A 20896-nucleotide genomic window follows, 5' to 3' on the forward strand; every position below is an offset into this window, starting at 1 on the left:
TATATGTATCTAAAATTCGACAAAAAAGAAGACAAACTAATTGTTAGCTTAATGGGAGAATTGGACCACCATAGTGCCGAAGAGGTAAGAGTTAAGATAGATGATAGAATAGATAGAGATAACATAAAAAAAGTTATATTAAATTTTAATGGCGTAACATTTATGGATAGCTCAGGTATAGGTGTTGTAATAGGAAGATATAAGAAAATGCAAAATAGAAATGGAAAGCTATGTGTAGTAGAAATTAATAGGACTGTAAATAAAGTTTTTGAAATATCAGGTATGTATAAAATTATTGATATATACAGTAATTTAAATGAAGCAGTAATAAGTATTTAATGGAGGGTTTAAAATGGTAGATAATAAAATTAGTATAGAATTAATGAGTAAATCCCAAAATGAAGGATTTGCAAGGGTTGCAGTTGCTGCATTTGTATCCCAATTAGACCCAACCTTAGAAGAATTAACAGATGTAAAAACAGCGGTATCAGAAGCTGTAACAAATTGCATAATACATGGTTACGAAAGTAAAAAAGAGGGAACAATTAAAATAGAAGCTAGTATAAGTAGAGATGAAATAACTATAAGCGTCGAGGATTTTGGTAGAGGAATAAAAGATGTAGAAAGAGCAATGGAGCCATTATACACTTCAAAACCGGAATTAGAAAGATCTGGAATGGGATTTACAGTTATGGAAACATTTATGGATAGCTTAGAAGTTAAAAGTGAAGAAGGTAAAGGAACTAAAGTTGTAATGAAGAAGAAATTCAACATAGTAAGTTAGGTGAAGTATATGGAGAATGGAAGTGTAAGAAAAGGGGTATATAATTATGAAGAAAATTCACAATTGATACCTCTAGCCAAAGCAGGTAATCAAGATGCAATGAATAAAGTCATTGAAATGAATTTACCTCTTGTATCATCCATTAGTAAAAAATTTCTTAATAGGGGGTATGACTACGAAGATATTTTTCAAATAGGATCTATAGGACTAGTTAAAGCTATAAATAACTTTGATGATAAGTTTAATGTTAAATTTTCTACCTATGCAGTTCCTATGATAATAGGTGAAATAAAGAGGTTTATAAGGGATGACGGAATAATTAAAGTTAGCAGAAATGTAAAAACCTTGGCAAGGAAGTTACATTTTGATAAAGAACAATTAACTAAAAAATTAGATAGAGAACCAACAATTGAAGAATTATCTGAATTTTCAGGTGTTGATAAAGAAGAAATATTATTTGCAATAGAATCTTCAGCTAGTATGCAATATTTATATGATACTATTCACCAAGATGATGGAGCGCCTGTTTTACTTATAGACAAACTAAGCGAAAAGGGTGAAGACGATAGTGATATGATAAATAAAATTGCACTAAAAGAAGCTTTAAGAAGTCTTGATAGTAAGTCAAGGCAAATAATAATGCTTAGATACTTTAAAGATAAAACTCAAGTACAGGTAGCAAAAATGCTTGGAATAAGCCAAGTTCAAGTATCTAGAATAGAGAAAAAAGTGTTAGTTTTGATGAAGCAAAAGCTACAAGAATAAAAAAATAAAAATACTAATGACAATAAAGGAATAAAAAAATGAATAAAGTATATTAAAAATCTTTTGAAATAAAAATCAAAAGATTTTTTGTTTTTAATGTTTAGGAAAGTATAAAAGTTTAAAACTTTGAAAATGTTAATATATAAGACTTTTATCAATTTGATTTGGAAAAGTAGATTTATTTTATACTTTCCTTACCTTCAGCTTGGAAGTGGACATATGTAAGTTTGCGTTGACTTGGAGCGGAGTGACGGAATAAGTAAACTTATATATGTCCACTTTTTTCAAAGATATTCCAGTGTTATATTCGTAATAATTGGAATAATAAAATTATACATATTTAGAAAGGAGTAATAAATATGGCTAAAAAGAAGACACCTAATGAACAACAGATAATGGATAAATTTCAAACTATAGCTAATCAGACTAATCCTAAACCTAAGCTAGTTAGAAATTGTGTAAGAGCATTTTTGGTTGGAGGTGCAATTTGCACAATTGGTCAGATTTTACAAACACTTCTAATTAAATATGGATTTCTAGAAGATGATGTAAAAATGATATTACCGATAATAATGGTATTTTTAGGAGCTTTATTAACTGGAGTTGGTATATATGATAAAATAGCCTCATTTGGAGGTGCGGGAACAGTAGTTCCAATAACAGGATTCTCAAATGCTATTGTAGCACCAGCTATAGAATTCAAAAAAGAAGGTTTCGTATTTGGTGTAGCTGCAAAAATGTTTACCATAGCAGGACCGGTATTAGTATATGGTATAGGAAGTTCAGTAATAGTGGGTATTATTTATTACTTTATTAAACTATTAACATAAGAAAGGTGAATTGCTATGAGTGATAAAAATTTAAATATAAAAAAGGTTGGAAAGCAAACTGTAAAGCTTCAAAACCCTCCTAAAATAATAGCAACGTACTCTATTGTTGGACCTAAAGAAGGTGCTGGCCCATTAAGTAGTTATTTTGATGAAATATTAAATGATGATATGTTTGGAAAAGAAAGTTATGAAAAAGCTGAAAGTGAAATGATGTACACAGCAATAATGGGAGCAATAAATCGTGCAAATTTAAAAGAAGAAGATATAGACTATTTGTTTGCTGGAGATTTATTAAACCAATTAACATCTTCATCTTTTGCTGCGAGAAAATTAAATATACCGTTTTTTGGATTGTATGGAGCATGTTCAACAATGTCAGAATCATTAAGTATAGCTTCTATGATGATGGATGGTGAATTTGCAGACTATGTTGTAGCTTCAACATCTTCACATTTTAGTTCTGCAGAAAGACAGTTTAGATTTCCTTTAGAATATGGAGCACAAAGAAGTCCGCTTGCTCAATGGACAGTAACAGGCTCAGGAGCAATGGTGTTAGGTAAAGAAGGAAATTTCCCGGAAGTAACTTATATAACTACAGGGGTTGTTAAAGATTATGGAATAAAGGATGCTAATAATATGGGAGCAGCTATGGCTCCAGCTGCTGTAGATACCATGGCAATGCATTTTAAAGATACAGGAAGAGATCCTAAGTTCTATGATATAATAGCTACAGGTGATCTGGGTAAAATTGGAAAGGAAATTACTTGTAAGTTATTATTAGAGTATGGTTATGATATAAGAGAAAATTATGTAGATTGTGGAGATATGATATTTGATGATGACATTCAAAATACAGATTCAGGTGGAAGTGGTTGTGGATGCTCTGCCGTAGTTTCTTCAGGGTGTTTCTATAAAAAGTTAATGAGAAAAGAAATAAAAAATCTATTGTTAATTTCTACAGGAGCATTAATGAGTACAACTTCATCACTACAAGGTGAAAGTATTCCAGGAATTGCACATGCAGTAGCTATAGAGTTTAAAGAAGAATAGAAGGGAGAAACTAATATGGAATATGTAAGCGCCTTTATTGTAGGCGGAATAATATGTGTAATAGGTCAAATACTTATGGATACAACTAAGTTAACTCCAGCAAGAATATTAGTAATTTTCGTAACAGTAGGAACTATATTAGGCGCATTCGGTATATATGATAAATTAGTTGCTATAGGAGGAGCAGGGGCTACAGTACCTTTACCTGGCTTTGGGAATACTCTTGCTAAGGGAGCGTTAAAAGCTGTAGATGAAAAAGGATTAATTGGTGCTTTTATTGGAGGCATAACAGGAACAGCAGCAGGTATAACGGCAGCAATTTTCTTTGGATATATAATGGCCTTAATATTTAATCCAAAAACAAAGTCTTAATATATAATTATAGAAAATATTGCAAATTAATACTTTAAAAAATTAACCTAACAACTTATACTATAAGATGTTAGGTTTTTTATTATAGAAAATTAAGTAGAAAAGATGATATAATTAAAATAAGTATAAAAATAATAGGAATAAATGGCGGATTTTTGAAATAGGGAGGGGAATAATGAAAAAGTACTACGGAAATACCTGGTTAAAAGTAGTTGAATTATTAGAGAGCAATATTTATAAAGGTCTTTACCAATATGATTGTGATATTAGAAAAAGTGAGAACGGAGATAATAAAATTTATTTACCATATTCTAGAGGAAAAGTAAAATTAATATTAGATATATTTAAACAAAAGTATCTATATGTATTCTTAGCATTTATAATTTTCTTTTTACTAAACAAATTTAATATTATGGCAATATTAACAATACTATTATTATTACTTAATTTAGGTTTAAAATTTCATCATGAATTATCTAAGGAAAAAGAGATAGAGATTTTACAAAATCTAAATACATCACAAGTATTAGTTTTAAGAGAAGGTGTTGAGAGATTAATAGAAGCTGAGGATTTAGTTACTGGAGATATAGTATATTTTAGAAAAAATTCATTAATTGCAGCAGATATTAGAATTATAGAAAGTGAAAATATTAAGGTTGATGAAAGAAGTATAACTGGAGATAAATTCTTAAAAGATAAATATTCTGTTAAGTTAGATGGTGAGGTTACATCTATAGGAGATATAAATAATATGCTTTTTAGAGGCTCTTTAGTAAAAGAAGGTTCTGGAAAAGGTATTGTTGTAGAAACAGGTAATAACACTCAATTAGGTAAATTAATTAGAATAATAGATAATTCAAAAAGTAAAAAAGATATTACTATAAATAAAATAGAAGAAATGATATTTAAAATAGGATTATGCTTAATTCTGATACAGACTATCTTAGCTGCTATATTTCCAGGGAAATTAATAGAGAAAAAACAGCTATTTGCACAGGGGATATTTGCTATAATTTGCATATTTATACCTCTAATAATAACATACTACGGAAAATATATAAAAAATAAAATGTTAGAAGATGAAATTGAGTTAACTAATTTTTCCTCTTTGGATTTAGTTGATAATTTAAAAATAATATTTTTAGATAAAGTAGGAACCATAACAAAAAAGGAATTATACTTAGATAAACTTTATACAAATGAACAAATATATAATGCTAATTCAATAGAGAAAAGTGATATAAATATAAAAAGGCTTTTAGATATATCTATTCTTTGTAATAATGCAAAATATAATAATGAAAATAATTGGTCTAAGGGAGATATGTTTGAAATTTCATATGTAAAATATGGAGTTGAAAACTCAATTTTTAAGGCGAATTTAGAGAATAAGAATAGAAGAAAGTTTGAAATGCCAAGAGATTCTAATAAGAATATGGTAACAACAGTAAACAAAAATAGAAATGGTTATAGAGCAAATAGTAGAGGAAATTTAGAAACTATATTAAGTTCTTGTACTCATATTCTTATTAATGGAATAGAAAAAGAACTTACTTCAGAAGATATAATAAAAATTAAGCTTGCAGATTTAAACTTTTCTAAAGAAGGGCTAATAACAGAAGGCTTTGCTTATAGAAGCTTTAGCTACGAGCCGTCAGAACATGAAAATGTAGAAAGTAACTTAGTTTTTGTTGGAATTATGGCATTAGCAAATCCTTTAGTTGATGAAGTTGCTGATGAAATTCAATATCTTATAGATAATGAAGTTTTACCAATAATATTCACTGATGATAATAAAATTTCAGCAGAAGTACTAGGAAGGAAAATAGGACTTATATCTTCTTCAGAGCAAATATCATCAGGAGTTGAATTAGATTCATTAAGTAACGATGAGATACTTAAGGTTGTATCTAAAACAAGAATTTTCTGTAAGCTTAATCCAGAACAAAAACATAAAATAGTGTCTTTATATAATATGGATGAATATAAGTTTGCGATAGAGGGAGAAACATTAGGCGATATTTCTCTTATAAGCCTAGCTCAAATTGGGATAGTAAAAGGAAAAATATCAATGCTCTTAAAGAAAATAGGAGATATATATACTGAGAAAAGTAGTATTAAAGCATTTCTTAAGTTAAAAGAGGAACATAAAGAAGTAGAAAATGGAATAAATAAAGGTGTGAGTATATATGTTTTAACAATATTAACAGAAATAGCATTTTTTAATGCAAAGTACTTTTTTACAAACGGAGTTGGAGTAGATGAATACTTTATAATACTAATGAATTTCGTACTTCTTTCACCTATAATACTTATAAACATGATATATGGGAATGTTAATTTAAGAGGTAAAAAATTAGTTATAAAAGGTATTTTATTTTCTATTATTCCTGTAGTAGCAAGTTATTTTATAAAGGATAATTATGATGTTATAGGATTTTTATTGATAGGTATTATGCTTATAATTGATACATTAGTTAATAGTAAAATCTTTAAAAGAGGAAGATACAAAGGGATAAAACTATTTTTAATATCTATTTTAATTTATATAGCATCTATATTCTTATTAATCTTCTTACAGGGATTTTCTTATTCCATTTTAGTAATTATTGTAATATTTTGGTTAATGATTATTTTCTTATTAGGAGATATAATTATAAAAAAATGGTAAAACTTATTAAATGAGGTGATGCCATTTGAATTATGAAGAAAAGATAAATATACTACCATATATATTTTTAATCTTTATTCTATCTACTTATATATTTACGCTTTCATATAAAAACAAGTGGCTAGCAATATTAATTGCTAGCTGCTTTTTTATAATACTCATATATAAAGCTGAACTTAATTTTTCAATTATAATGCTGATATTTTTCTTTATACCAATAGTAAATAATATTCATTATAATGATATAGATATAATAGGAAATGAAGAAGTTAGAATAACATCAATAAACTCATACGGAGCAATAGGAGAAGTAAAGGGGAGAAAAGCATATTTATCTGGCAATATAAAGGGTATTAGTTTAGGAGATAAGCTTATATTAAACAGTGATTTTAAAAAAGAATTAAATAGAGAAAAAGGTATAATTGGGGAATATAAAGTTAAGAGTTTTAAAAAATTAGATATAGATTTAAAGGCTAGAATATATAAACTAAGAGAGAAGATATTTGATATATTAAAAGAAAAACTTGGCTATAGAAGAGCTGCTATAGTAACATCAATATCATTTGGCTATACTGAGTTTCTTGATAGAGAAGACAAAGAAAATATGAAAAGTCTAGGAGTGCTTCATGCTATATCTGTATCTGGTCTTCATATGGTACTAGTTTATTCAATATTAAAAAGAATATTTGGAGAAAAAATAGCTCCATTTATTTCAATAATATATGTGATATTTACAGGGGCAGCCTTATCGACAGTAAGAGCATATATAATGATGTTGTGTATGACCTTTGCAACACCACTAAAAAGAAATTATAACCCACTTGCAGCATTATCTATTTCTGGAATCATAATAACTTTATTTAAGCCTTATAGTATCTTTGAAGTAGGATTTCAGTTAAGCTTTTTAGCGACTCTTGGAATAATATTATTTAATAAGACTCTAAATAAAAAGTTATATAAAATACCTAAATTCTTAAGAGAAGGAATAGCTATATGTATATCATCACAAGTTTTTACATTTCCAATATTGGTAGGTTGCTTTAGGGAATTTTCATTAGGATTTTTATTAGGTAATTTAATATTATTACCACTAATTAATATAGTTGTAGTATTAGGAAATATACTAGCTTTAGTAATGAACTTTGAAATATTATTTAATTATATTGCTTTTTTAACTTATTATGTGACTATGTTTATAGATATAGCAACTGAATGGTTACTTAATATAACACCTAATTATATATATCTAAATGAAATTATAAATATAAGTTATATGATTATGTTAATTACAGTATATTTTTATAAAAAAGGATATAAAAAGGTGATATACTTTCCTACAGTTATACTAATGTATTATTACATGCTAATATATAGCCCGTTTCCTAAAATTGAATATTTTAAAGAAGGCGCTATTTCATTAAGTTACAAAGGAGAAAGAGCTGTATTTGGATTAAAAAGTGGTATAGATTTAGAGAAAATTAAATTAATCACTTTATCTAAAAATGCATATAAGGATTTTAATAATATAAATATAAGTAGTGAATTTAAAATATTAAAATATAATAAGGATATAGTGCTAAAAGGAAAATATAAGACCTATTTAATCAAGACATCAACAGGGAAAAATACTACTGATTATGATATAATAGATTTTAAATCAGGAAATTACAATAAAATAATTTTACTGAAAAATAAGGTTTTAGTATTAGATTAAGGGAAGGTAGATTATATTGATAGATTTTGATGCACTAGAAGGGGAAATAAAGAAAAACAAAATAGATAATTCATATATTTTTTGTGGATTAGATGAAGAACTTATAAAAGAAGGAATAAATTTAATTGTAAATAATGCTGTAGATAAATCACTTTTGGATCTTAATTATATAAGATTAGATGGTATAACTACAAGTTTTGATGATATTATAAATGCTTGTGAAACTATGCCCTTTATGGGAGAGAAAAAGGTAGTAGTTGTGTATAGAGCAGCTTTTCTAAAAGATAAATCAGATAGTTCGGGAACAAAAATTTATAATGAACTACTTAAATATTTAAAAGATATACCTCCATATACAGTTCTTATTATGTACTATTTGTTTAATGATAAGAGGGATAATCCAAGAAAAAATAATAGGATTAAGTCTTTAGATAAAGTATCTAAAGTTGTACATTTTGATAGACTTAAAAAAGATAGATACTATAAAAAAGTAGAAGAAGTATTTAAGTCATATGGAAAAGAAATAGGCAAAATAGAAGCAAGATATTTTGCAGAGAAAGTTCAAAATAATTTTGATATTATTAAAAGAGAAGCAGATAAAATTATTTCTTATACTGAAGGCAAAAAAATAACTAAGAATGACATAGATAAATTAATAATTAATTCCAGTGAAGATGATATATTCGATTTAGTAGATTTAATATCTCAAAGAAAAGTCGAAAGAGCCATTGATTTGTTAGATGAGTTATTATTAAAGAATGATCAACATATGCTAATTATAACTAATATAGAAAATAACTTTAAAAGATTATATGAGATTAAGATACTAAGTAAAAATGGATATGATGTTAATAGCTTGGCTAGTAAGTATAAATTGCCTACATTTGTATGTGAAAAGATTATTAGTCAATGTAATAAATTTACTGTGAATCAATTACAAAAATTAATGGAAATTTGTTTAGAAACAGAAAACAAATTAAAGTCATCAGGAGTTGACAAGACCATGGAAATGGAGTTTATGCTTTTTAATATATTTATGGTAAAGTAATTATGTAAAATAATAGCCGGTCCAAAGGACCGGCTTCTTATTTGATTACGCCATAGCGTTTAACTTTGCAGCTAATCTTGATTTCTTTCTAGCTACCATGTTCTTGTGACATACTCCTTTTTGAGCTGCCATATCTAATGCCTTAACAGCCTTAGGGAAAAGAACCTTAGCTTCTTCTGCATTGTTTGCAGTAACAGCTGTTTCAAACTTCTTTATAGCAGTTTTTAAAGCTGATTTAATCATTCTGTTTTGAGAAGTTTTAGCTTCTGTAACTTTAATTCTCTTTTTTGCTGATTTAATATTTGCCATTCCAAATTCACCCCCTTAATAATTTTATAGGGTCTCTTTGCAGTTTTGGGGAAATCTGCGTTCGAGTTCGTTTTTAACATACTAGATTATATCATTGAAAGTTTATAAGTTCAAGTATTAAATTATAACATTAAGGAAAAATAAGAAAGAGGTAAAAAAGTTTGGAGGTATTTTTATGGTAAATGTAAGAACAGATTTAGCTATAGAAGCAAAAGATATGTACACAAAGGAAAATAAAAGAGAGTTAGATGGAGTAATTGTAGAAGAAGAACAAGAGGAGGATATAAAAATAACTACAGTAACAATAGAAAGCGATGAAGCAGGAAAAGAACTTGGCAAACCAAAGGGAAATTACATAACTATAGATTTTCCTGAATTCACACATTATGATGGAGAATCTATGGATAAGGTATCAAAAGTTGTGGATAATGTATTAAAAAGATTAGTTAATATGCCAGAAGAAAAAACAGCCCTAGTTGTAGGTCTTGGAAACTGGAAAGTAACTCCAGACGCTTTAGGACCTAAAGTAACAGAGAAGATCATGGTAACGAGGCATTTAAAACAAGTGATGCCAGATGCAATAGATGATTCTGTAAGACCTGTTTGTTGCATATCACCAGGTGTTTTGGGTATTACAGGAATAGAAACAGGGGAAATAGTAAAATCCTTAGTAGATAAAATTAAACCAGACTTAGTTATATGTATAGATGCTTTAGGATCAAGAAAGTTAGAGAGAGTAAATAGAACTATACAAATAAGTGATACAGGAATTTCACCAGGAGCAGGAGTTGGAAACCATAGGATGAAAATAAATGAGGAAGTATTAGGAGTAAAAGTTATTGCAATTGGAGTTCCAACTGTAGTTCATGCTTCAACAATAGCAAATGATACTATAGATTTATTATTAGATGAGCTTATAAGTAAAGCCGAAACAGGAAAAGAGTTTTATAACATGTTGAAGTCAGTAGACAAAGCTGAAAAAAGCAATTTAGTAAAAGAAATATTAGATCCATTTGTAGGAGATTTAATGGTAACTCCAAAGGATGTAGATGCTGTAATTGAATCATTATCTAAAATAATAGCAAATGGAATAAATATGGCTGTACAACCCAATTTAGATATGGAAGATATAAATAAATTTATGAATTAATTAAATAATTTTAATAAAAGTATTAATAATTATGTAACTCCCCTAATATAAATATTATAGAGAAGGGGGAGTTGCCGTTGTATTCATTAAGACAAACTATGCCTAATAAAGAAAAAGCGAAGGGCTTTAGAGGAAAATCTTCCTCCACAAAGTTCAATTTTAATATGGGATATATAATTATCATATTAGGAGTTGTAGTGTTTTTTGCAAGATCTATTGGCGTGATAAATAAATATAATGAAAGAGGTGGATATGCATATGTCCAACTTTTGAATTATGGAATGCCTCTTGTGAAAACTCAAGCGTATGATGAAACAAATTATAGTGAAAATAAAATATCAATTAAAAAAGTTGCATTAGAAGCTTTAGGGTTAAGCAATATAAATGCAGCAGATATAATAGGAAATCAAATAGCTTTATTTAATGATAGTAGCCTAGTAGAAAATGATATGGGTAAGCATCTACCAATACTAAAACCATTTAAGCTTAATGATACTAGCATTACTAAAATGACATCAGAGGAGATAGCAGAGTTAAATAAAGTAAGCCCAGCTTATGATTCAAGTTTAAAGAGAGCCTTGGATAATAGTAAGACAAGAGTTCTTATATTCCATACACATACAACAGAAAACTATTCAGAATCATCTTTAGACACAACAGAGAGCGATTGCAATGTTGTTGGGGTTGGAGAAGTTTTAGCTAAAGAGTTAGAAGAAGGATATGGAATATCAGTAATACATGATAAAACAAATCATAGCGTTGTATATAATGATAGCTATAAGAGATCTAATGAAACTTTAAAAAAATATTTAAATGAATATGGAGACTTTGATCTAATAATTGATTTGCATAGAGATGGTGTAGATGGAGCTAAAGCAGCTACACTTAAAAATTCATATACTATTAATTTAAATGATCAAAATTTAGCGAAAATGATGTTTGTAATAGGTGAAAATAGTGCGACTTACGAATCAAATAAAGCGTTAACAGATGAGCTAAATGGAATTGCAAATAAATTATTCCCAGGACTTATGAAACCTACTTATGTTTATGAAATTGCAGCAACTTCAATTAATCAAGGATTAAGTAAAAATTCTTTATTAATAGAGTTTGGATCAAATGTAAATGCTTCTCAAGAAGCTAGATTAAGTGCAAAATATATGGCAAGAATATTAGCAGAGCATCTAAATAGATAATTGAATAAAATTTAGTAAATATGAGCATCCTTATAGATATTAAAAAACTAGGGGGTGCTCTTTTGTTTAATAAAAAAGTTTTAATTGGAACAGTAATATTTTTTTTAGTAGTATTTATTGGTTTTATACAAATTAATATAGTAAATACTAGAGCTTTATCACCAATAGGTAATGGAGAAGATAACTATGAAATAGTTAAAGAAGAATTTGGAGAAGATTTTGAAGAGTTTATAAAAGATAATGCAGAAGTTAAAATATATAAATCAAATGATGAAAATGAAAGTCCAACTATAAAAATAGGTGAAAAAGATCTTAGGATAAATACTAATAATCCTATAACTAATAAATTTTATATGTTAGGTAGTAGTATATACAATTCCTTTACTAGTATAAAGAATAAAATTAATGGGAAAATAAAAGGGAATAATGATGAAAATAAAAATAGTGAAGAAAAGAATAGTAATAATGAAAATAGTTCAATAAATACCAATAAAGATAAGCTGGATAATATAGTAGATGATTTTTTGGAAAATCAAGTTAACTATAGTAATTAACATATATTCATAACTTCACATTTATATTGACATATATCATATCCTTTATGATATAATTTACCTTGATTTAATTATAATGGGGGTGAAGTGACTATTAGCTTAAAATAAGGTAATAGTTTTATATATGAGTAGTAATAGACAAAAACATATTAGAAATTTTTCAATAGTTGCCCATATAGATCATGGGAAGTCAACCCTAGCCGATAGATTATTAGAAGCCACAGGAACTCTTACACAAAGAGAAATGGAAGAGCAAATTCTTGATAATATGGAAATAGAAAGAGAAAGAGGAATAACTATAAAGTCTCAAGCTGCAAGACTTATATATAGAAGAGAAGATGGAGAGGAATATATATTAAATTTAATAGATACTCCAGGACACGTAGATTTTACATATGAGGTTTCAAGAAGCTTAGCTGCATGTGAAGGCGCGGTTTTAGTAGTTGATGCTACTCAAGGTGTTCAAGCACAAACTTTAGCCAATTGTTATTTAGCATTAAATAATGACTTAGAAATAGCACCAGTAATAAATAAAGTTGATTTACAGTCTGCAAGACCTGATGAAGTTAAACAAGAAATAGAAGATATTATAGGAATAGAGGCAGAAGATGCTCCAATGATATCTGCAAAAACTGGTTTAAATATAGGTGATGTTTTAGAAACAGTAGTAGCAAAAGTACCAGCACCAGATGGAGATGAAGATGCACCTCTTAAAGCACTAATATTTGACTCTTATTATGATAGTTATAAAGGTGTTGTTTCTTATGTAAGAATTTTTGATGGAGTAGTTAAGCCTGGAACTAAGATTAAGTTAATGGCTACTAATAAGGTTTATGAAGTAACAGAAGTCGGAGTATTTACTCCTAAGACTTTACCAATATCTGAATTAAGAGCTGGAGATGTTGGGTATATTGCTGCATCCATTAAAAATGTAAGGGATGCAAGAGTTGGTGATACTATAACAGAAGCTGATAGACCAATAAAAGAAGCATTACCCGGATATAAACCTGCAGTTCCAATGGTTTATTCAGGTATTTACCCTGTAGATGGAGCAAAATATCAAGAATTAAAGGACGCATTAGAAAAACTTCAAATAAATGACGCTGCTTTAAGTTTTGAGCCAGAAACATCTATAGCTTTAGGATTTGGTTTTAGATGTGGATTTTTAGGTTTATTACATATGGAGATAATTCAAGAGAGAATTGAAAGAGAATTCAACTTAGATATTATTACAACAGCTCCATCAGTAATATATAAGGTAATAAGAACTAATGGAGAAGTAATAGAACTTACTAACCCAACCAATCTTCCAGAAGCTACAGAAATAGAGTATATGGAAGAACCTATAGTTAAAGCAAGTATAATAGCACCATCTGATTATGTTGGAGCTGTAATGGAATTATGTCAAGAAAGAAGAGGAACTTTCATTGATATGCAATATTTGGAAGAAACAAGAGTTTCAATTAATTATGATATACCTTTAAATGAAATAGTATATGATTTCTTTGATACATTAAAATCTAGAACAAGAGGATATGCATCATTAGACTATGAATTTAAAGGATATACACAAACTGAATTAGTTAAGCTTGATATAATGTTAAATGGAGATGTTGTAGATGCCTTATCTATGATAGTTCCAAGAGAAAAAGCATATGAAAAAGGAAGAGGAATAGCTGAAAAGCTAAAAGAAATAATTCCAAGACAAATGTTTGAAGTTCCAATTCAAGCAGCAGTTGGATCAAAAATAATAGCTAGAGAAACAGTTAAGGCAATGAGAAAAGATGTTCTAGCTAAATGTTATGGCGGAGATATATCAAGAAAGAAGAAACTATTAGAAAAGCAAAAAGAAGGAAAGAAGAGAATGAGGCAAGTGGGATCAGTTGAGATACCACAAGAAGCATTTATGGCAGTACTTAAAGTAGATTAATAAATTTAAATATCAAAAAGGCTAAGCTCAATTAAAGAGACTTAGCCTTTTTCGTAGATAACTATAAGAGTAAGGTGGTAATATTATACTTTATTATATTAAAAATAGTATTGTTTGTTCATGAAATATAAAACTATTTTAAATATATATTTTCTATATAAGAATATAGTGTTGATAAATCATAATTACTTGCAATTGATTTTAAATAAGGAATAAATCTATAGTTATCCATTTCTATAAACTTAGAGACTCTAGGATTTATTCTAAAATAATTAGATTTTAGAAACTCCTTACAATACATATTTTCTAAATCAGACATACCATCCATAAGAAGTGATAATAAAGGTGATTTCATCTTAGTAAATGGATGAAAAGACCATTGTAATATTCCCCATTTTTCTGTTTTTCCCTTAATTCTTTCAGGACTATCACCAGTACCTATAGAAAGTAGTCTTATTTGTTTAAAATCATAGGTATTACCAAATGCTGAAAGGGTAGCTAATAATGAAATAGCAGTAGGTGAGTTAGCAATTACTCCACCATCTATAAAGTCCTTGTATGATGGAAAGTATGTAGGAGCAGCTGAACTTGCTAGTATTACATCCTTAACACTAAAGTCAGAAGTTGAATTTTTAGAAAGATTATTAAAAAAAACTGGCTCCCAAGATGGTTTATTAACTCCCTTTACATCAAAAGCAGGAATGAAAATATATTTCTTTAAATCACTTATTTTAAGATTATCGCTAAAATAATTTGAAATAATATTTTTTAAGTTAGTATTACTAAATTTTGGCCTAATTAAATTAAAGTGAGATGGTGAAAATATTTTTTTTGCTACAGGAATGCTATACAAGTTGTTTAAATCTTTAATAGAGATATTATTAGCTAAGAGAGCAGCTATTATTGAGCCTGTAGAAGTACCAGTAAACAAATCTATTTCATCTAAAAAGCCAGGATATTTATGACAAACTCTAGAGAGAATTTCAACGCTTAAAGCTCCTTTAATACCACCACCATCAAATGCAAGTATCTTAAAAGTTTTCAAAATAAATGCTCCTCATAAATTAATATATAATTAATTTATTCCAAATTATTTTTATTGCTAGTTATATTTATAAATAAAATTCTTTACTTAATAAATATATTTTGTAATTAAATTTTAGAATTATAAATATATATAAATTGTATAAAATTTTAGGTGAGGTGGATTTATGTTAGAGGCTAATTTAAGAGATATAAAAAAGAAAGGGAAAACTTTAAGGAATTTAGGAATGGTAACAGGTACTCTTAAAAGAAAGAATGGAGAAATATGTTTAATATCAATGATTGGACATAAGCTAGAAACATATCTTTTAAGAAATGGTTTAAAATCAAAAATTCAAATGAATTTTGAAAACAATATAATAAATACAAGAATAGATAGAGTTCAAAAAGATGTAATATTTCATAATGTAATCAATATAGATTTAGTAGAAGTATAGAAAATAGGAGAATAGATTAACATGTTTAATCTATTCTCCTATTTTTAGCTTTAAATTTTTGTTTAGTTATGTATAATAGCAATAAAGAGAAATTTAGTTATAGAAAGAGTGATAATAAAATGAAAAATTTAAAGGAAATATCCCTTTATATACATATACCTTTTTGCAAACAAAAATGTTTTTACTGTGATTTTCCATCATATGCTTCAATAGATTATCTTAAGGATGATTATGTAGAAGCATTGTGCAAAGAAATAAATGAAAAAGTAAAGGATTATAAAATAAAAAGTATATTTATAGGTGGAGGAACTCCATCATATTTAGAAACGCATCAAATATATAATTTACTAAAAACAATAAGTAACCTTAACTTAAATAAAGATATAGAGTTTACAATGGAGTGTAATCCAGGTACCTTAGATGAAGAGAAATTAAAAACTATGATAAATGGCGGAGTAAATAGAATAAGTATGGGGTTACAAGCTGTTCAAAATTCTTTATTAAAAGATATAGGAAGGATACATAATTTTAAGCAGTTTGAAGAAAATTTCAAATTAGTTAGAAAGGTTGGATTTAAGAATATAAATGTAGACTTGATGTTTGGATTACCAAACCAAAGTGTAGATGAATGGATAGAATCATTAGAAACTATAGCAAAATTACAACCAGAGCATATATCGTCATATAGCCTAATTGTAGAAGAAGGTACACCGTTTTATAAACTTTGGGAAAGGAATAAATTAATACTTCCATCAGAAGAAGAAGAAAGAAGTATGTATTCAATTACTAAGGAAATATTAAAAGAGTATGAATATAATCAATATGAAATATCAAATTACTCTAGAAGGAGATATGAATGTATTCATAACAAGGTTTATTGGAAATGTGAAGAGTATTTAGGAGTTGGTTCAGCCTCAAGTTCGTTTATAAATGGAAAAAGGATAAAGAATATAGAAGATGTAAAATCTTATATAGAAAAGATTAATAAAGGAGAATCTATTGTTGAGGAAGAGTTTCAAAACTCACAAAAGGATGATATGGAAGAATATATGTTTATGGGACTAAGAATGATGGAGGGAATAAATATAATTAAATTCAAAGAAGAATTTGAAATAGATATTAACAGTATATATAAAGATGTTATAGATAAAAATATAAATAAAGGACTGCTTACATTAGAGAATAATAAATTAAGGCTCACTGAAAAGGGAGTGGAGTTATCAAATGGTGTTATGAGTGATTTTATATTATAAAATGGTTTATATAGAAAAATTAAGAATGTAATAGAAAAATTAAGAAAAATAATAATAATTTAATATATTGAAATTATATTATTTAATTTATACTTTTATGAAATTGACAAAAAAGCTAATAAGGAATATATTGATATTGTAGTCATTAGCACTCAGTAATAATGAGTGCTAACAGATAGAGGTGATGTTATGGCTATTGATGAAAGAAAAATAAAAATACTTCAGGCTATCATTAATGACTATATCATGACAGGTGAACCTGTTGGTTCAAGAACAATAGCTAAGAAATATGATTTAGGAGTTGGGTCAGCTACAATAAGAAATGAAATGGCTGATCTAGAAGATATGGGGTATCTAGAACAACCACATACATCTGCAGGTAGAATACCTTCAAATAAGGGGTATAGACTATATGTAGATAAGCTAATGGAAACTGGAAGGTTAACTCGCGAAGAGGAACTAAAAATTAAGGAGTACATTATAAATTCAGCAATGTATGAGGTTGATAAGATAGTTAAGAAAGCTTGCTCATTGTTATCAGAGCTTACTAATTTAACTACAGTAGTGCAAACTCCATCTGTAAGAAGTAGTTATATAAAATCTATTCAATTACTTACTATTGACAGTCATAATTTGGTTTCAGTTATAGTAGCAGACAGTGGAGTTATTAAGAATCACAGAATAAGGGTAAATAATATGCCAAGGCCTGAAACTATTCAAATGATAAATGAAGTCTTAAATTTAAGGCTAAAAAATTTAACAATTGAAGAAATTAACTTAGAAGTAATAAACAATCTTAGAATGGAATTGAAGGGTTTTGATGAAGTTTTTAATGGAATACTGCCAGCTTTATATGAAACCTTGAAAGAAGCAAATAATACAGAAGTATTTGTTGAAGGTACAACAAATATATTTAACTATCCAGAATACAACAATATTGAGAAAGCAAAAGAAATCCTTTCTCTTATAAATGATAAGGATAGTTTAATAGATTTGATAGAGCCGGGTAATGATATTACCATTAGAATAGGCGAGGAAAATTATTTTCCTGAAGCTAAAGATTGCTCTATAATATCTGCTGAATACTCTTTAGATGGTAGACCAATAGGAAAAATAGGACTAATTGGACCAAAAAGAATAAATTATTCAAAGGTTATTGCCATTATGGGGCAAGTTATGAAAGAGTTAAATAAAAGCCTAAGAAATCAAATTATAGAATAAAAGAGATGAGGTGTTGTTGTGGAAGATAACAGAGAAGTGAGAGAAGATTTAAAAGATGAAGCAATTGAAACAGAAAAAAATGAAGATATAAATTCTACTGTTGAAGCAGAGGCAGATGAATCTTCAGATGATATAGTTGAAGAAATCTTAGAAGAAAAAAATGATAAGGAAAATGAGCTAGATATTATGAGAAAATTAAAAGACGAAAATAAAAAACTAAGTAACGAGCTAGATTCTTTAAAAGAAAGATTGCTTAGAATATCAGCCGAATATGAAAACTATAGAAAAAGAACAACTAAAGAAAAAGAAGGTATTTATACAGATGCTTGTACAGATGTATTAAAAGAAATGATACCAGTATTAGATAATTTAGAGAGAGCTATAGCAGTAGATGGAAACGTAGATGATTTAAAAAAGGGTATTGAAATGACTATAAAAGGATTTAAGAACTCTTTTGAAAAATTAGGTGTTGAAGAAATAGATTCAACTGGAGAGTTTGATCCAAATCTTCATCAAGCGGTTATGCATATAGAAGATGAAAATTTTGAAAAGAATTCTATAGCTGAAGTATTCCAAAAGGGATATAAAAGAGGAGATAAAGTAATTAGATATACAGTAGTAAAAGTAGCTAATTAATATTGATATAAACAAGTCTATAAATTGAAAAGATATAGTTTTTAGGAGGAAATAAATTATGGGAAAAATAATAGGAATTGATTTAGGAACAACAAACTCATGTGTAGCTGTTATGGAAGGTGGAGAACCAGTAGTAATAAGCAACTCAGAAGGAGCAAGAACTACACCTTCAGTAGTTTCATTCCAAGCAAATGGAGAAAGATTAGTAGGTCAAGTAGCTAAAAGACAGGCAATTACAAATCCTGATAAGACAATAATATCAATTAAAAGACATATGGGAACAAACTATAAAGTTGATATAGATGGAAAAGATCACTCACCACAAGAAATATCAGCAATGGTACTTCAAAAAATTAAAGCTGATGCAGAAGCTTATTTAGGAGAGTCAGTAACTCAAGCTGTTATAACAGTTCCTGCGTACTTTAATGATTCTGAAAGACAAGCAACTAAAGATGCTGGTAAAATAGCAGGTTTAGAAGTTTTAAGAATAATAAATGAACCTACAGCTGCAGCTTTAGCATATGGTTTAGATAAAATGGATACTAACCAAAAGATATTTGTTTATGATTTAGGTGGTGGTACATTTGACGTATCTATCCTAGAATTAGGAGATGGAGTATTTGAGGTTTTATCAACAAACGGAGATACCAAGCTAGGTGGAGATGACTTCGACCAAAGAATTATGGATCACATAGCAGATACATTTAAGGCTGAAAATGGAATAGATTTAAGAAGTGATAAGATGGCACTTCAAAGATTAAAAGAAGCTGCTGAAAAGGCTAAGATTGAATTATCATCATCAATGCAAACTAACATTAACTTACCATTTATAACAGCTGATGCAACAGGTCCAAAGCATATTGATATGAATTTAACTAGAGCTAAATTTAATGAGTTAACTCATGACTTAGTTCAAAGATCAATAGAGCCAATGAAGAAAGCATTATCAGATGCAAATCTTTCATTAAGCGATATAAATAAAATAATATTAGTTGGTGGATCTACAAGAATTCCAGCTGTTGTAGAAGCAGTTAAGAACTTTACTGGAAAAGAACCATCAAAGGGAGTAAATCCAGATGAATGTGTTGCTGTTGGTGCAGCTATTCAAGCAGGTGTATTAACAGGAGAAGTTAAGGATGTATTATTATTAGATGTTACTCCATTAACATTAGGAATTGAAACTTTAGGTGGAGTTGCTACACCACTTATTGAAAGAAATACTACAATTCCAGCTAAAAAGAGCCAAACATTCTCAACTGCAGCAGATGGCCAAACATCAGTTGAAATTCACGTAGTTCAAGGTGAAAGACAAATGGCAGCTGACAATAAGACATTAGGTAGATTTACTCTATCAGGTATTGCTCCAGCTCCAAGAGGAATTCCTCAAATTGAAGTTACATTTGATATAGATGCAAATGGATTAGTTAAAGTATCAGCTCTTGATAAGGCAACTAATAAAGAAGCAAATATAACTATTACAGCTTCAACAAACTTAAGTGATTCTGAAGTAGATGCAGCAGTTAAGGAAGCAGAAAAATTTGCTGAAGAAGATAAGAAGAGAAAAGAAAAAATAGAAGTTAAAAATAATGCTGACCAAGTAGCTTATCAAACAGCTAAGACTTTAGAAGAGCTTGGAGATAAGGTATCAGCAGAAGACAAGGCTAAGATACAAGCTAAGCTTGATGAATTAAACAAGGTTAAAGATGGAGAAGATTTAGAAGCTATAAAGAAAGCTATGGATGAATTAAATCAAGAATTCTATGCTATATCATCAAAGATATATGCAGATGCAAATGCTAATGGAGCAGCAGGAGAAGGATTTGATCCAAATAATATGGGCGGAGCAGGTGCAAGTCAAACTCCACATGATGATAATGTAGTTGATGCAGACTTTGAAGTTAAAGACGATAAATAGTTGTAACTTATTATTCT

The 20896-nt window shown here is 28.3% G+C and carries 20 protein-coding genes; 18 read left to right on the forward strand and 2 right to left on the reverse strand.

Annotated elements, in window-relative coordinates:
• Positions 1-3 precede the first annotated feature (3 nt).
• The 9 genes from spoIIAA (at position 4) to holA (ending at position 9234) form a co-directional block, all read left to right on the forward strand.
• Positions 4-339: an anti-sigma F factor antagonist gene (gene spoIIAA, locus ACYUEX_RS04915; RefSeq protein WP_460287060.1), complete on the forward strand. Its 336-nt coding sequence runs from the start codon at positions 4-6 to the stop codon at positions 337-339.
• 13 nt (positions 340-352) lie between these two features.
• Positions 353-784: an anti-sigma F factor gene (gene spoIIAB, locus ACYUEX_RS04920; RefSeq protein ID WP_460286810.1), complete on the forward strand. Its 432-nt coding sequence runs from the start codon at positions 353-355 to the stop codon at positions 782-784.
• A gap of 9 nt (positions 785-793) precedes the next feature.
• Positions 794-1549 carry an RNA polymerase sporulation sigma factor SigF gene (sigF, locus tag ACYUEX_RS04925; RefSeq protein ID WP_411168665.1) on the forward strand — a complete coding sequence of 252 codons (756 nt, stop codon included), beginning with the start codon at positions 794-796 and terminating at the stop codon, positions 1547-1549.
• Positions 1550-1908: 359 nt separating this feature from the next.
• Positions 1909-2379 (forward strand): stage V sporulation protein AC, encoded by a 471-nt coding sequence (gene spoVAC / locus ACYUEX_RS04930; protein WP_322545759.1) that lies wholly within the window; start codon positions 1909-1911, stop codon positions 2377-2379.
• Positions 2380-2394: 15 nt separating this feature from the next.
• Positions 2395-3429, forward strand: coding sequence for a stage V sporulation protein AD (gene spoVAD, locus ACYUEX_RS04935; protein WP_460286811.1), 1035 nt, complete (start codon positions 2395-2397; stop codon positions 3427-3429).
• Between the two features lie 15 nt (positions 3430-3444).
• Positions 3445-3801, forward strand: coding sequence for a stage V sporulation protein AE (gene spoVAE, locus ACYUEX_RS04940; RefSeq protein ID WP_322389847.1), 357 nt, complete (start codon positions 3445-3447; stop codon positions 3799-3801).
• Between the two features lie 175 nt (positions 3802-3976).
• Positions 3977-6472 carry a P-type ATPase gene (locus tag ACYUEX_RS04945; protein WP_460286812.1) on the forward strand — a complete coding sequence of 832 codons (2496 nt, stop codon included), beginning with the start codon at positions 3977-3979 and terminating at the stop codon, positions 6470-6472.
• Between the two features lie 25 nt (positions 6473-6497).
• Positions 6498-8186, forward strand: coding sequence for a ComEC/Rec2 family competence protein (locus ACYUEX_RS04950; RefSeq protein ID WP_460286813.1), 1689 nt, complete (start codon positions 6498-6500; stop codon positions 8184-8186).
• A 16-nt stretch (positions 8187-8202) separates the two neighbouring features.
• Positions 8203-9234, forward strand: a complete 1032-nt coding sequence (gene holA / locus ACYUEX_RS04955; RefSeq protein WP_460286814.1) for a DNA polymerase III subunit delta — start codon at positions 8203-8205, stop codon at positions 9232-9234.
• 45 nt (positions 9235-9279) lie between these two features.
• Here the strand turns inward: holA and rpsT are convergent, their stop codons facing one another.
• The gene (rpsT, locus tag ACYUEX_RS04960) at positions 9280-9543 is read right to left on the reverse strand and encodes a 30S ribosomal protein S20 (protein ID WP_322458931.1); all 264 of its coding nucleotides are present in this window, start codon (positions 9541-9543) and stop codon (positions 9280-9282) included.
• Between the two features lie 175 nt (positions 9544-9718).
• Here rpsT and gpr point away from each other — a divergent pair, with 175 nt between their 5' ends.
• The 4 genes from gpr (at position 9719) to lepA (ending at position 14373) form a co-directional block, all read left to right on the forward strand.
• Positions 9719-10693: a GPR endopeptidase gene (gene gpr / locus ACYUEX_RS04965; RefSeq protein WP_460286815.1), complete on the forward strand. Its 975-nt coding sequence runs from the start codon at positions 9719-9721 to the stop codon at positions 10691-10693.
• A 77-nt stretch (positions 10694-10770) separates the two neighbouring features.
• Complete coding sequence (locus tag ACYUEX_RS04970) at positions 10771-11889, forward strand: stage II sporulation protein P (RefSeq protein WP_460286816.1); 1119 nt, start codon at positions 10771-10773, stop codon at positions 11887-11889.
• Positions 11890-11951: 62 nt separating this feature from the next.
• The gene (locus ACYUEX_RS04975) at positions 11952-12443 is read left to right on the forward strand and encodes a hypothetical protein (RefSeq protein WP_460286817.1); all 492 of its coding nucleotides are present in this window, start codon (positions 11952-11954) and stop codon (positions 12441-12443) included.
• A gap of 124 nt (positions 12444-12567) precedes the next feature.
• On the forward strand, positions 12568-14373 hold the full coding sequence (gene lepA / locus ACYUEX_RS04980; RefSeq protein WP_460286818.1) for a translation elongation factor 4: 1806 nt from the start codon (positions 12568-12570) through the stop codon (positions 14371-14373).
• 133 nt (positions 14374-14506) lie between these two features.
• Here the strand turns inward: lepA and ACYUEX_RS04985 are convergent, their stop codons facing one another.
• Entirely contained in the window at positions 14507-15418 is a 912-nt protein-coding gene (locus ACYUEX_RS04985; RefSeq protein ID WP_460286819.1) for a patatin-like phospholipase family protein, read from the reverse strand.
• Between the two features lie 166 nt (positions 15419-15584).
• Here ACYUEX_RS04985 and ACYUEX_RS04990 point away from each other — a divergent pair, with 166 nt between their 5' ends.
• From ACYUEX_RS04990 to dnaK, 5 genes are all read left to right on the forward strand, one after another.
• A complete protein-coding gene (locus tag ACYUEX_RS04990) occupies positions 15585-15854 on the forward strand; it encodes a hypothetical protein (protein WP_460286820.1) in 270 nt (89 codons plus the stop codon).
• Positions 15855-15973: 119 nt separating this feature from the next.
• On the forward strand, positions 15974-17107 hold the full coding sequence (gene hemW, locus ACYUEX_RS04995; RefSeq protein WP_460286821.1) for a radical SAM family heme chaperone HemW: 1134 nt from the start codon (positions 15974-15976) through the stop codon (positions 17105-17107).
• 189 nt (positions 17108-17296) lie between these two features.
• On the forward strand, positions 17297-18328 hold the full coding sequence (gene hrcA / locus ACYUEX_RS05000; protein ID WP_460287061.1) for a heat-inducible transcriptional repressor HrcA: 1032 nt from the start codon (positions 17297-17299) through the stop codon (positions 18326-18328).
• 18 nt (positions 18329-18346) lie between these two features.
• Positions 18347-18964 (forward strand): nucleotide exchange factor GrpE, encoded by a 618-nt coding sequence (gene grpE / locus ACYUEX_RS05005; protein WP_460286822.1) that lies wholly within the window; start codon positions 18347-18349, stop codon positions 18962-18964.
• Positions 18965-19022: 58 nt separating this feature from the next.
• On the forward strand, positions 19023-20879 hold the full coding sequence (dnaK, locus tag ACYUEX_RS05010) for a molecular chaperone DnaK (protein WP_460286823.1): 1857 nt from the start codon (positions 19023-19025) through the stop codon (positions 20877-20879).
• The last annotated feature ends 17 nt before the right edge of the window (positions 20880-20896 follow it).

It is taken from the genome of Clostridium sp. CTA-7 (assembly GCF_054768095.1).

Excerpts from the sequence above, each read along its gene's own strand:
- spoIIAB (WP_460286810.1), top strand. The coding sequence starts at position 353 with ATGGTAGATAATAAAATTAGTATAGAATTAATGAGTAAATCCCAAAAT.
- spoVAE (WP_322389847.1), top strand. The coding sequence starts at position 3,445 with ATGGAATATGTAAGCGCCTTTATTGTAGGCGGAATAATATGTGTAATA.
- spoVAC (WP_322545759.1), top strand. The coding sequence starts at position 1,909 with ATGGCTAAAAAGAAGACACCTAATGAACAACAGATAATGGATAAATTT.
- spoVAD (WP_460286811.1), top strand. The coding sequence starts at position 2,395 with ATGAGTGATAAAAATTTAAATATAAAAAAGGTTGGAAAGCAAACTGTA.
- ACYUEX_RS04990 (WP_460286820.1), top strand. The coding sequence starts at position 15,585 with ATGTTAGAGGCTAATTTAAGAGATATAAAAAAGAAAGGGAAAACTTTA.
- gpr (WP_460286815.1), top strand. The coding sequence starts at position 9,719 with ATGGTAAATGTAAGAACAGATTTAGCTATAGAAGCAAAAGATATGTAC.
- rpsT (WP_322458931.1), bottom strand. The coding sequence starts at position 9,543 with ATGGCAAATATTAAATCAGCAAAAAAGAGAATTAAAGTTACAGAAGCT.
- ACYUEX_RS04945 (WP_460286812.1), top strand. The coding sequence starts at position 3,977 with ATGAAAAAGTACTACGGAAATACCTGGTTAAAAGTAGTTGAATTATTA.
- hrcA (WP_460287061.1), top strand. The coding sequence starts at position 17,297 with ATGGCTATTGATGAAAGAAAAATAAAAATACTTCAGGCTATCATTAAT.
- lepA (WP_460286818.1), top strand. The coding sequence starts at position 12,568 with ATGAGTAGTAATAGACAAAAACATATTAGAAATTTTTCAATAGTTGCC.
- spoIIAA (WP_460287060.1), top strand. The coding sequence starts at position 4 with ATGTATCTAAAATTCGACAAAAAAGAAGACAAACTAATTGTTAGCTTA.
- hemW (WP_460286821.1), top strand. The coding sequence starts at position 15,974 with ATGAAAAATTTAAAGGAAATATCCCTTTATATACATATACCTTTTTGC.
- sigF (WP_411168665.1), top strand. The coding sequence starts at position 794 with ATGGAGAATGGAAGTGTAAGAAAAGGGGTATATAATTATGAAGAAAAT.
- dnaK (WP_460286823.1), top strand. The coding sequence starts at position 19,023 with ATGGGAAAAATAATAGGAATTGATTTAGGAACAACAAACTCATGTGTA.